The organism is Thiomicrospira sp., assembly GCF_036568485.1.
Classification (GTDB): domain Bacteria; phylum Pseudomonadota; class Gammaproteobacteria; order Thiomicrospirales; family Thiomicrospiraceae; genus Thiomicrospira.
Genome location: NZ_DATCSL010000071.1, coordinates 1 through 11,231 on the forward strand (window position 1 = coordinate 1; position 11,231 = coordinate 11,231).

Sequence of the window (11,231 nt, forward strand, 5' to 3'; positions counted from 1 at the left end):
GTGCAGGCTTGGATGGATATGATTCAGCAGTTAGGCTTGGATGGCATGGCGTTAGAATTAGCGAGACACTGTGTATTGGTCGATGCCAACCAGCAGGCCTGGTGGTTAAGTGTGCATCCTGAAGAGGCACATGCCAAAACCGACTTGGCTGTGACCCGTTTAGAAGAAGCCGCTCAACGCCAATTTGGTGAAGCTTTTAAGGTGAATTTTGTTGAGTTTTCAGGTGAATTCTACACACCAAGTCTTTATGATAAGGACCAACAAACTCTGTCTCAAGAACAAGCGACTCAATCAATTTTTGCAGACGCAAATGTTCAAATGTTGCAAGAGCGTTTAGGTATGCAGGTGTTGGAAAAATCAATCCAACCCCTATGATGCGTGTGAGCATCAACAAAATATAAATTTTAAATAAAAGGAAAAACTATGTTTGGTGGAAAAGCCGGTCTCGGTAGCTTGATGAAACAAGCACAAGAAATGCAGAAAAACATGGAAAAAGCGCAAGCTGAAATAGCTGAGATGGAAGTCACAGGCGAAGCCGGTGGTGGATTAGTTAAAGTCACGATGACCGGTAAGCATGAATTAGTAAAAGTCGAGTTGGATGACAGCTTAATGGACGACAAAGAAATGCTGGAAGACTTAGTGGCGGCTGCGGTCAACAGCGCCGTGCGCCGCGTGGAAGAAACGACCCAAGATAAAATGGGCGGCTTAACTCAGGGCATGAATTTACCCGGTGGCATGAAGTTCCCTTTTTAAACTAGTTAACTAGGCGGCTATGTCTTCTCCCTTAATTCAGCAATTGATTGATGCGTTTCGTATTTTGCCCGGTGTCGGGCCAAAATCAGCGCAACGTATGGCTTATTATTTATTGGAACGTCAACGTGATGGCGCCAATCGCTTAGCCGATACCATTCAGCAAGCACTCGAAAAAGTCGGCCATTGTGAAGAATGCCGTACTCTGAGCGAAACGCCAGTGTGCGGTATTTGTGCATCTAATAAACGCGATAATGGTTTGTTATGTGTAGTCGAAACCCCAGCAGATGTATTATCCATTGAGCAGGCGGGTATTTATCAAGGCAAATATTTTGTATTGATGGGGCACTTGTCGCCGATTGATGGCATTGGGCCGCAACAGTTAGGTTTGGATATTTTGCACGAACGCTTAAAGCAGCCGGGTATTACCGAGTTAATTCTAGCGACCAACCCAACCGTTGAAGGTGAAGCAACCGCGCATTATATACACCAGCTTGCACAACAAGAGGGGGTGTCGGTTACGCGATTGGCGCAAGGTTTGCCGATGGGGGGTGAGTTGGAATATATCGACAGTGCCACCTTGTCGCATGCCTTTAGTGGTCGTCGAGCGGTTTAATTTAAAGCCTTCGAATATAAAAAAGCCCATTCAACTATTCGCACTTTTAAGCGATGGTTAAATGGGCTTTTTTGTGAGTCAAATAATGCGATGTGACATCAGCGCATTTGACTACTTCGCCATTAAAAATTCCAGCAAAGCTTTTTGCGCATGTAAGCGGTTTTCGGCTTCATCCCACACCACGCTTTGATGGCCGTCGATGACTTCAGCCGTGACTTCTTCACCACGATGTGCGGGTAGGCAGTGCATAAACAAAGCATCCGAGTCGGCTTGATCCATAATGGCACGATTCACACGATATTTTGATAAAGCTTGAATGCGCAAACGTTGTTCGTCTTCTTGGCCCATGCTGGCCCACACATCGGTCACCAACAAGTCGGCACCTTGTGCTGCTTCCATTGGATCACGCACAATTTCAACACGATCTTTTGCCATTTCCATTAAATCGGCGCGGGGTTCGAAGCCTTTTGGACAAGCTACACGCAACTTAAAATCATAAATTTGTGCCGCGTTAATATAAGACTGGCACATATTATTGCCATCCCCAATCCAGACTACGGTTTTGCCTTTGATCGAGCCTCTATGCTCATAATAGGTTTGCATATCGGCTAATAACTGGCAAGGATGGAAGTCGTCAGTTAACGCATTGATCACCGGTACAGATGAAAACTCCGCCATGGTTTCGACAATGCTATGTTCAAACGTGCGCACCATAATGCCATCGACCATACTAGAAATAACACGAGCGCTATCTTCAATCGGTTCGCCACGGCCAAGTTGGGTATCGCGAGGAGATAAAAACAAGGCGTGGCCGCCTAGCTGAGTCATACCCACTTCAAATGAAATGCGCGTGCGGGTGGAGGCTTTTTCAAAAATCATCGCAAGCGTTTGGTTTTTGAGCGGCTCGTAAATCTCACCGGCGTGTTGCATTTTTTTAAGCTCAATACCGCGCTGCAGAATCTGTTGCAGTTCTTGCGGGGTTAAGCTTTTAAGGGTTAAAAAGTGTTTATTTGTCATGGGATTAGGGTTTTGTTAAAAATTCGATTATTAATTGGCTCAAATCACCGACCAATTGGGCTGTTTGGGCTTCGGAAATCACAAAAGGTGGCAATAAACGTACGGTGTCACCACGTGTGACGTTGATCAATAAACCTTTGTCGAGTGCAAGTTTCACCAGTTCAGCGCATGGGCGATCTAATTGAATGCCGATCATATAGCCTTTGCCGCGCACTTCAACCACGCCTTTTTGGTCGGCTAACGTGTCTCTAAACGCGGCCATGATTTGTTCACCTTGTTTGGCGACTTGTGAAATATAGTCGTGTTGCTCAAGCGTGTTGATCACCGCTAAACCGGCCGCGCAGGCAAGTGGGTTACCACCAAAGGTGGTGCCATGATTACCTGGGCCAAACGCGCTAGCGGCTTTACCGCTTGCTAAACACGCACCAATCGGCACACCGTTACCTAACGCTTTTGCTAGGGTTAAGACATCCGGCAAAATACCTTCATGTTGATAAGCAAACCATTTACCGGTACGACCGACGCCAGTTTGAATTTCATCAATCATCAGTAATAAATTATGCTGGTCACACAGTTGGCGCAAAGCTTTTAAATAACCCGCATCCGGTACAAATACGCCGCCTTCACCTTGTACCGGTTCCACTAAAATCGCGATTAGGTTCGGATGTTCGGCAATGGCTTTTTCAACCGCTTCCACTTGGTTATACGGCACGCGTACAAAACCTTGCACTAAGGGAGCGAAGCCTTCTTGTACTTTCTTGTTGCCGGTGGCGCTTAAGGTCGCCATGGTGCGGCCATGGAAGCTGCTTTCCATCACCAGAATTTCGGGGTTTTCAATGCCGCGATCAGACGCGGTTTTGCGCGCGATTTTAATCGCCGCTTCATTCGCTTCAGCGCCTGAGTTACCAAAAAACACGCGATCCATACCAGATAAACGAATGAGCGCTTCGCCCAATTTTTCTTGGTTCTCGACTCGATACAGGTTAGAAGTATGAATAAGGCGTTTGCTTTGTTCGCATAAAGCTTGCGAAATCGCAGGGTGTGCATGGCCTAAACTGCAAACGGCAATTCCACTGACGGCGTCTAAATAGGCCTTACCTTGATCGTCATACAAGGTTGCGCCTTCACCTTCTGTAAACATCACAGGTAAACGAGCATAGGTATTCATTAAACTTTCAGACATGGATTTCACCTTTTAGCCAACGCAACCGCGCCTGTACGGCTGATAATTACAAACAAAAAAGAGCAACCCGAAGATTGCTCTTTTTGAAAGACAAACGATGATTTTAGCTGAATCAGGAATAAATTCAAGTTGATAGAGCTAATAAAGCCGGAGTTTGTTTTTAAATTAAGCACGCAAACGCTCTGTTATTCGTGGGTTCATTCGGCTAAAATACAGCTTTTATTTTTTGTAAAAACTGGCTTTCGCCATTTTTATACCGAATTTTGTAGCGATTTAACTTTCTTAGGAGCTTCTCAATGCGAACGATGTCGGATCGTGATGGCCTGATTTGGATGGACGGCCAAATGGTACCTTGGCGCGAGGCCAACACGCATGTTTTAACCCACACCTTACATTATGGTATGGGTGTTTTTGAAGGTGTGCGTGCTTATGATGCTGAAAAAGGCACCGCGATTTTTCGCTTAGAAGCTCATACTGATCGCTTGTTTAATTCAGCGAAAATTATGAATATGGCCATGCCGTTTGACAAAGACACGATTAACGAAGCGCAACGTGCCGCGGTGCGTGAAAACGGTTTGAAGTCCGCTTATATTCGTCCGATGGTGTATTACGGTTCAGAAGGCATGGGTTTGCGTGCGGATAATTTAAAAACCCACGTGATTATCGCGGCCTGGGAATGGGGCGCCTATATGGGTGAAGAAAACTTGACCCGTGGAATTAAAGTCGCGACGTCGTCCTACACCCGTCACCATGTCAACATCACCATGACCAAAGCCAAAGCGAATGGCGCTTACATGAACTCGATGTTAGCTTTGCAAGAAGCGGTATCGCACGGTTGTGATGAAGCTTTATTGTTAGACACCGAAGGTTATGTGTGTGAAGGCAGTGGCGAAAACTTCTTTATGATCCGTGATGGCGTGATTTACACACCAGAATTAACCGCGGCCTTGGATGGTATTACACGTAAAACTGTGATGCAGTTAGCGCGTGAATGTGGTTATGAAGTGGTTGAAAAACGCATTACACGTGATGAAGTTTACATTGCGGATGAAGCGTTCTTTACCGGCACCGCCGCCGAAGTAACGCCGATTCGTGAATTAGATAATCGTCCGATTGGACAAGGTTCACGCGGGCCGATCACTGAGCGTTTACAAAGTTTGTATTTTGACGTGGTGCATGGACGTTCTGCCGCCCATCTAGACTGGTTGGCCGCGGTTAAATAAGATTTGCATGCGGCGACAGCTCGCCGCGTTTACTCGCCTTAAGGAGTGACAATGAGTTCAAAAGCAACCGATCCATGTGCGCAAACGCACGTTGAAGTAACCTATGACGATTTGCCATTATATTGTCCGACCAATGACATGTCGGTGTGGAATGCGCATCCGCGTGTGTTTTTACCGATTGAAGAAAATGGTCAAGCCAAGTGCCCCTATTGCGGTACGGAATATGTGTTAAAAGACTGGGATCCAAACCGTTCGGCTCACTAGATGATTCAAGATTCCAATTCGACCACCAGGCCTGGTGGTCGATCTCCTTACCAAGGCTTAAACGCCGAACCTAATCAATTACCCAATATTCTGTCTGCATCACCCCAAGCTCCCATATACCAGGACAGCACCCATCAACTCTATTATCTGCAAACCGAGCAGGGCGACAAAGTCTTAAAAACGCTCAATCCTGATGCGCCACAGCAGGCTTTTTGGCGAAATGTGCGTGATTTATTTGGGCTGGATTTAAATCAACACCTGCACCACCAGGCCTGGTGTTCAGATCAACTAGCCGGTTTAACCGATTTAGCCATTCCGCAGATTGAGCAAGCAGTGAACCCAACTGAGGGTCTGCAAGGTTTTGTGTTAGCGGTCAAATTGGCAGGTGAAACGGGGCAAGCAAACTGGATGAATCAAACCAATATTGAACGTTTCGCAGAACATTTAAGTGCTTTGCATCAAGTTCAATATTCAAAATGGGGAGTTTGGAATCAACCCCAATATAGGCTGCATGAATGGCCGATAAAACTGGCTCAGAGTTTAAAAAACTGGATGAGCCCAACCGGCCACCAGGCCTGGTGGTCAGTGATTAAGCAAGCCGAGGCCATCCAAATGAGTTACGCGGTACCGACCATGTTGGATCTGCGTTGGGATCAGTTTTTATTTGAGCAACAGCAGTTGTCAGCCTTGGTCGATTTAGATGCGTTTGTGTTAGCGCCAGTCGAATTAACTTGGGTAATTTTGGAGTATCTGTTAGATGATCACCAGGCCTGGTGGTTGGCGCAAGCCTATGGTGAAGTTCCAGATTTAACCCAGGTGCGAGAAGTTTATCGTTTGTGGTTGTTTAGATTAAACCTGTTGGGCGAAACCGATTTGACGCGCTGGATGAGTGCGCCCACACGGTTTTAAATAGTGGCCGTTTGATTTTGTGCGCGATACAACTTTAACCAGTTAATAAACCCATACACCGCAAGGCCAAGATAAAGCACAAACATCGCCGCGGTTAATAAATAACCCGTTTGCCAATAAAGCACCACTGCCGCGCTATCAATCACCAACCAATACAACCAGTTTTCCAACACTTTACGCGCCATCATATAAGTGGTGAGCATCGAAAACACCATCACAAAGCCATCTAAATACGGCTTCTGACTGGCTTCAAATAGGGTGAGCAAACCGCCAGCCGAAAAAGTCAACAGCACGCCTAAGCTAATAAAACCGGCATGATAGCTCCAGCGCCAACGATGAATGTGTAACTCCGGTTGTTGGATGCCGCCGCGTGTCCAGACGTAAAAACCGTACACCGCCATCGTCATATAAAAGAAATGTAAAAAAGACTGCATCGGTAGTGAGCCTTTCCAAAGTAACAGGGTGTAAATCGCCGTGCTTAAAAAAGCCGCTGGCCAACACCATACCGATTCACGCGCGGCTAAAATCACATAGCCAATTCCCAAAGTCACCGCGATGGCTTCCCAAATGGATTGCTGGCTAAACTGTGACCAAATCTCAGCAAGCATCAATCTTGGCCTTAGAGCGATTCACGCCGACCATTTTCATGACAAAGATGGTGTGTGGGTTTTGCTCAAATACGGTTTCCAATTCCTCGGTCATTAAATTCATAATTGTGCGGTAGTCACCAAAAACCTGTGTGCTTAAACTATTGCGCTCAAGCACCAGGCCTGGTGCTTTTTCCAGACGTTCAATAAAGTCAATAATCGGTTGGCAAAACTCATCCTGTAAAGGGTACATGCTGATATCAAGTGAAATTTTCATAGGGTTTTCCTGTTGTTTTTTGAACCACGAAGACACGAAGCCCACGGAGTTATTTAATAATCTGACTTTCTGCCTCTCGCTTGATGTGAGAGGCGTGAAGCTGAATTCTAAAACCGAACTCTTGTGGTTAAACCGATTTGACGCGGATCGCCAAGGGCGATAAATAAATCTGGGTTGTTGCCATAATCCGGATCAAAGTAATAACCACGGGTCGCGTATTTTTCGTCGGTTAGATTTTTACCCCAAAGGTAAATTTCCCAATTTGGTGCTTCGTAGCCAATGCGTGCATTCGCCAAAGTATAGGCTTCTGATTTTTGGTCGTGTACATTGTCGAAATAAAAGGTATCCATGCCTTGAACTTCGACTCGGCCAAACCAACCTTGATCGTGACGATATTGTGCGCCAATTAAATATTGGTAATTGGGTGCATGTGCTTGTTCGCGGCCATCAATTGCGTATTCACTATTTAATGGTGTGCCTTCTACTTCGGTTTGAATTAAGCCGAGATTAGCGAAAATGTTAACCATAGAGGTTGCTTGCCAGTCAACTTCGGTTTCCAAACCATAGTTTTGGGCTGAGTCAAAGTTTTCAGTAAAGAATACCCAGTTTGAGCCACCAACTGGATCATAGCTATAACCATCAAATTGCGCGTTGGTTCGATCAATGTAAAACAAGCTGGTTTTGGTATTTAGGTTTGCCAGTTGCATTTTATGACCGACTTCGTAATTAATAGCGGTTTCACTATCAAACTTAAGATATTGATCACTTGATCCAGCCGGTAAGCCGGTATTGAAGCCCCCAGCTTTATAGCCTTTCGAAATTCCAGCATAAACACTATGCTGATCAGTCAAGTCATGGTTAAGTGTGATTTGACCGCCCCAAAGGGTTTCGTTAGGAGAAAAGTCGTCGCCATTTGAGTGACTGAAATCGCTGGCGACCTGTTCAACACGTGCGCCGGTGATTAAGGTTGTTTGCGGCGATAGGTGATAATCAAACTGGGCGAAAGTAGCCAGCTTGTTCAGTTGGTATTCACTGGTTGAAACACCGTAATAATCAGTTCGGTTGGTTTCATCCAAACGTGTCGCGTACAGGCCAAATAACCAGTCGGTGGATCGGTTAAAGATGGGTTGGTTTGAAATCCAACGTAATTCTTGGCTCAGGTTTTGGCGTTCTTTTTGGTTTAGATAAGATTCAGTTGTGGTCGCCAGCCAATCTTCGTCATAACCATAAACCATATCGGATTGTGCGTAAGTCGTGGTGCTGGTTAAGCGATAGGATTGCGCGCCATCCCATTGTACTTTCAGGGCCCCTGCGTTGGTTTTTTGGGTATCTTCGCCAGGCTCATTTGATAGTGTGGTGAAGCTGTTGTCACGTGTAAACACATCGTAGCCGTTATTAATATCCGCATGCATTAAGCTTAAATCAAACTGAGTATCGTCGCCGGCCCACCAGCGTAATTTGGCGCGAGCGGTGAGCTCGTCTTTTTTATTGGTGTCGGTGCGGTTTAGCGTGTCGTTATCGCGGAAACCGTCGCTGTTGTGTTTAAACAGGCTCACACGATATTGCGGGCTTTTATCTTTTGAGCTAAACGCCCCGCTCGTCATAACGCCTAGTTCTTTCAGATTATCCGTGCCCACACTCGCTTCAATTAAACTTTCGTTATAAGGCGTTGGGTCGTTGGTTTCGATATTCACCAGGCCGGCTAAAGCACTGGCACCATAACGTGTGCTCTGCGGGCCGCGTAAGACTTCAACTTGTTTAACGTCAAACAAGTTGCCCACCATACCAATGCCGCTGAAATCAATTTCATCGACCGCAAAACCCACACTGGCATTGGGTGCGCCAGTGTATTCGTCACGTTCGCCCATTCCGCGAATTTGGATATGACGCGGGCGCGATGATTGACCGGAAAAGTTCACATTGGGAGTTTGCAATAACACATCGCCGAAGTGTGTGGCGCCGCGATCTTGCAATTCGGCTTCGTCCATAACATCGACGCTGGCGGCGATATCGGTTTCGCTGGTTTCACGTAAATCGGCATTTACGGTAATAGTGGATAAGTTGTTTTCGGCCAATACCAGGCCTGGTATGAGGGCAAATAAAGCAAGCGGAAGGGGTTTAAGTTTCATGGTTTTCCTTTTACATATATAGGCTGTAAAAGGACAGGTTGACCGCGAATCGCGTTAGGCTTTTGGCCAGTTGTTTGATTTGAGCGTGTCATGCCTGTCCCTACGCTGGTATTAACCAGATCAGGTTCTTAGGGTTTCGATTTTGCAATCGATCTCAGGCCGAAATAGACCACCCCTTGGCAAATTTGAGCGCAGATTATAGCATAACTGGCCTTTAAAATCGGGGCAAAATAGCCATGCTAAACCAGTACGGAAAATCTACTAAACTAATACAAAAGCCGATTTTAGAAGTGCTAGAATATTGATCAATATCAAGAAGAACATGATCTGCTCCTAATTTTTTATTTCATCTTAATTAGGTGGCGGTATTTAAATAGTTTGAAAATTAAAAGAGGACTCAAAAATGTCATCGGTATCTGCAAAGCTGAACCAGGATTGTCTTGAAATCGCCGTTGATGGCGTGTTTGATATTGAACTTTATCATGACTTTAACAATGCCTATAAAGACTATTTAGGCAAAGCCAGCCATTATGTTATCGACTTTGCACGCACAGATCGTATTGATAGTGCGGCTTTGGGTTTAATGTTGTTGATGCGCCAAAAAGTCGGCACAGAGACGAAAGTGATTAAGCTGGTCAACGCCAATGATAAGGTAATGCGCAGCCTAGAAACCGCTCAGTTTGGTAAGTTGTTTGAGATGGACGCTTAAACGCTTTTCGATTTAGCCTCAGTTTTAAAGGAGACGGCATGCCGAGCAATCAAACACGGTTATTGTTGGTAGATGACACGCCCGCTGCGCTCAAGTTATTGGGCATGATGGTGGCCAGCATGGGCTGGGAGTTTGAAACGGCGGTCGATGGCGAGGACGCGTTAAATAAAATCAAGGCGCAAGCGCCAGGTTATTACAGTGTGGTGGTGTCAGATTGGTTGATGCCCAATCTTGATGGCATTGGGTTACTTCAAGCGTTAAAAAGAGACGCAGAACGTCGACATATTCCGGTTATTTTGCAAACGGCACTCGCCGATAAAGAGTCGGTTCAGCAAGGCTTAAAAGAGGGCGCGTTTTATTATTTGGCCAAACCGCTGGATATGGAACTGGTGCAGTCGGTTATCCGTTCGGCGTTGCGCGATTTTAAGTCCCACCAAACTCTGCGTTCTGAAATTACCAAAATCACCGAGTCGTTTGGCACGGCTAAACAGGCGACATTTGAATATAAAACGTTAGAAGAAGCGCGTGGCCTTTCTTCATTACTGGCGAGTTTGTGTGCTGAACCAGATGAAGTGGTGGTAGGGTTGTTTGAATTAATGGTGAATGCCGTTGAGCATGGCAATTTAGCGATTACTTATGATGAAAAAACCAAACTCATCAACGAAGGCCGGTTTTTAGAAGAAGTACAGCAACGTTTAGCCGATCAAACCTATTGCGATAAATTTGTGACATTGAATCTAGCGGTTCACCCAGAAGACATTGAAGTCACGATACAAGATATGGGTGCAGGATTTGATTTTGAACAATACCTGACCTTTTCACTAGAACGCATGTTAGATAATCACGGCCGAGGCATAATGATGGCAAACCAATCTGGTTTCAAAAAGCTTGAATATTCCGATGGTGGCCGACAAGTGACTTGTTGCATTGATCGTGCAGCGGTTCGATCAGCTTTAAATTAGACCATTATGCAAGCGCCTATCATTCCAGATTATGAACCCGAGCGATTAATATCACTTTACAACTTGGGTTTACTAGACTCTCAACCAGAAGAACGCTTTGATCGTATCACACGTTTAGCTAAGTCCTATTTTGATTTTCCTATTGTTCTTATCAGCTTGGTCGACAAGGACCGTCAATGGTTTAAATCGACTATCGGTATCGAGGCAACAGAATTGCCTAGAGACACCTCTTTTTGTGGACATGCCATTTTGCAAGAAGCCGTGTTTCGAATCCCAGATGCGCGTTTAGACCCGCGTTTTGCAGATAATCCATTTGTCGTGGGCGCGCCTCATATTCGTGCTTATTATGGGATTCCGTTGCGTGCGCCGGATGGTTTTCGAGTCGGCACACTCTGCTTGGTTGACCACAAGCCACGTCATTTATCGGATGAGCAAATAGATGCCTTGCGTGATATGGCGAAAATGGTTGAAGACAAGCTGGCGTTAAACAACATATTGCGCCAAGCCAAACTGGCCGAAAAACGCCAAAGACGTTTGGATGCTATTTTAAAAACCGAGATGGATGCCATCGTGTCGATTAAAGCCGATGGCACTATTTTAGGCGC

At 45.7% G+C, this 11,231-nt stretch carries 14 protein-coding genes and 1 riboswitch; of the genes, 9 read left to right on the forward strand and 5 right to left on the reverse strand.

Translation table 11 applies throughout. The features are described from left to right. The 3 genes from VIM91_RS07275 to recR form a co-directional block, all read left to right on the forward strand. Window positions 1-375, forward strand: a 375-nt coding sequence (locus tag VIM91_RS07275) for a DNA polymerase III subunit gamma/tau C-terminal domain-containing protein (RefSeq protein ID WP_331864155.1), incomplete at its 5' end; no start/stop codon positions are given. A gap of 48 nt (window positions 376-423) precedes the next feature. Continuing rightward, a complete protein-coding gene (locus tag VIM91_RS07280; protein ID WP_331864156.1) occupies window positions 424-753 on the forward strand; it encodes a YbaB/EbfC family nucleoid-associated protein in 330 nt (109 codons plus the stop codon). A gap of 19 nt (window positions 754-772) precedes the next feature. Beyond that, the gene (gene recR, locus VIM91_RS07285) at window positions 773-1,366 is read left to right on the forward strand and encodes a recombination mediator RecR (RefSeq protein WP_331864157.1); all 594 of its coding nucleotides are present in this window, start codon (window positions 773-775) and stop codon (window positions 1,364-1,366) included. A gap of 111 nt (window positions 1,367-1,477) precedes the next feature. Here recR and argF read toward each other — a convergent pair whose 3' ends face one another. Then, the gene (argF, locus tag VIM91_RS07290) at window positions 1,478-2,383 is read right to left on the reverse strand and encodes an ornithine carbamoyltransferase (RefSeq protein WP_331864158.1); all 906 of its coding nucleotides are present in this window, start codon (window positions 2,381-2,383) and stop codon (window positions 1,478-1,480) included. Between the two features lie 4 nt (window positions 2,384-2,387). Then, window positions 2,388-3,566, reverse strand: a complete 1,179-nt coding sequence (locus VIM91_RS07295) for an acetylornithine transaminase (RefSeq protein WP_331864159.1) — start codon at window positions 3,564-3,566, stop codon at window positions 2,388-2,390. 296 nt (window positions 3,567-3,862) lie between these two features. Here VIM91_RS07295 and VIM91_RS07300 point away from each other — a divergent pair, with 296 nt between their 5' ends. From VIM91_RS07300 to VIM91_RS07310, 3 genes are read left to right on the forward strand one after another with little or no spacing between them, the layout of a single operon-like run. After that, window positions 3,863-4,789, forward strand: coding sequence for a branched-chain amino acid transaminase (locus VIM91_RS07300; protein WP_331864160.1), 927 nt, complete (start codon window positions 3,863-3,865; stop codon window positions 4,787-4,789). 51 nt (window positions 4,790-4,840) lie between these two features. Next, entirely contained in the window at window positions 4,841-5,053 is a 213-nt protein-coding gene (locus tag VIM91_RS07305; protein WP_331864161.1) for a zinc-finger domain-containing protein, read from the forward strand. Further along, window positions 5,054-5,962 carry a hypothetical protein gene (locus VIM91_RS07310; RefSeq protein WP_331864162.1) on the forward strand — a complete coding sequence of 303 codons (909 nt, stop codon included), beginning with the start codon at window positions 5,054-5,056 and terminating at the stop codon, window positions 5,960-5,962. On the opposite strand, the gene pnuC is transcribed toward VIM91_RS07310, so the two are convergent. The 3 genes from pnuC to VIM91_RS07325 all read right to left on the reverse strand — a co-directional run bounded on the left by pnuC (window position 5,959) and on the right by VIM91_RS07325 (window position 8,955). Further along, window positions 5,959-6,570 carry a nicotinamide riboside transporter PnuC gene (gene pnuC / locus VIM91_RS07315; RefSeq protein WP_331864163.1) on the reverse strand — a complete coding sequence of 204 codons (612 nt, stop codon included), beginning with the start codon at window positions 6,568-6,570 and terminating at the stop codon, window positions 5,959-5,961. The two genes, VIM91_RS07310 and pnuC, sit on opposite strands and share 4 nt — an antisense overlap. Further along, a complete protein-coding gene (locus VIM91_RS07320) occupies window positions 6,560-6,826 on the reverse strand; it encodes a hypothetical protein (protein WP_331864164.1) in 267 nt (88 codons plus the stop codon). Before VIM91_RS07320 ends, pnuC begins: the two co-directional genes overlap by 11 nt. 107 nt (window positions 6,827-6,933) lie before the next feature. Continuing rightward, entirely contained in the window at window positions 6,934-8,955 is a 2,022-nt protein-coding gene (locus VIM91_RS07325; RefSeq protein WP_331864165.1) for a TonB-dependent receptor, read from the reverse strand. 79 nt (window positions 8,956-9,034) lie between these two features. After that, a riboswitch (TPP riboswitch) is annotated at window positions 9,035-9,142 on the reverse strand. A gap of 216 nt (window positions 9,143-9,358) precedes the next feature. Between VIM91_RS07325 and VIM91_RS07330 the strand changes: the two genes are divergently transcribed. From VIM91_RS07330 to VIM91_RS07340, 3 genes are all read left to right on the forward strand, one after another. After that, window positions 9,359-9,664: an STAS domain-containing protein gene (locus VIM91_RS07330; RefSeq protein ID WP_331864166.1), complete on the forward strand. Its 306-nt coding sequence runs from the start codon at window positions 9,359-9,361 to the stop codon at window positions 9,662-9,664. 38 nt (window positions 9,665-9,702) lie between these two features. Then, the gene (locus VIM91_RS07335; RefSeq protein ID WP_331864167.1) at window positions 9,703-10,626 is read left to right on the forward strand and encodes a response regulator; all 924 of its coding nucleotides are present in this window, start codon (window positions 9,703-9,705) and stop codon (window positions 10,624-10,626) included. A gap of 6 nt (window positions 10,627-10,632) precedes the next feature. After that, window positions 10,633-11,231, forward strand: a 599-nt coding sequence (locus VIM91_RS07340; protein ID WP_331864168.1) for a GAF domain-containing protein, incomplete at its 3' end; no start/stop codon positions are given.

Bases quoted from the DNA above. Each gene is read 5' to 3' on its own strand.
- VIM91_RS07325 (WP_331864165.1), bottom strand. From the start codon at position 8,955: ATGAAACTTAAACCCCTTCCGCTTGCTTTATTTGCCCTCATACCAGGC.
- VIM91_RS07295 (WP_331864159.1), bottom strand. From the start codon at position 3,566: ATGTCTGAAAGTTTAATGAATACCTATGCTCGTTTACCTGTGATGTTT.
- VIM91_RS07300 (WP_331864160.1), top strand. From the start codon at position 3,863: ATGCGAACGATGTCGGATCGTGATGGCCTGATTTGGATGGACGGCCAA.
- argF (WP_331864158.1), bottom strand. From the start codon at position 2,383: ATGACAAATAAACACTTTTTAACCCTTAAAAGCTTAACCCCGCAAGAA.
- VIM91_RS07305 (WP_331864161.1), top strand. From the start codon at position 4,841: ATGAGTTCAAAAGCAACCGATCCATGTGCGCAAACGCACGTTGAAGTA.
- VIM91_RS07280 (WP_331864156.1), top strand. From the start codon at position 424: ATGTTTGGTGGAAAAGCCGGTCTCGGTAGCTTGATGAAACAAGCACAA.
- VIM91_RS07335 (WP_331864167.1), top strand. From the start codon at position 9,703: ATGCCGAGCAATCAAACACGGTTATTGTTGGTAGATGACACGCCCGCT.
- VIM91_RS07310 (WP_331864162.1), top strand. From the start codon at position 5,054: ATGATTCAAGATTCCAATTCGACCACCAGGCCTGGTGGTCGATCTCCT.
- pnuC (WP_331864163.1), bottom strand. From the start codon at position 6,570: ATGCTTGCTGAGATTTGGTCACAGTTTAGCCAGCAATCCATTTGGGAA.
- VIM91_RS07320 (WP_331864164.1), bottom strand. From the start codon at position 6,826: ATGAAAATTTCACTTGATATCAGCATGTACCCTTTACAGGATGAGTTT.
- VIM91_RS07330 (WP_331864166.1), top strand. From the start codon at position 9,359: ATGTCATCGGTATCTGCAAAGCTGAACCAGGATTGTCTTGAAATCGCC.
- recR (WP_331864157.1), top strand. From the start codon at position 773: ATGTCTTCTCCCTTAATTCAGCAATTGATTGATGCGTTTCGTATTTTG.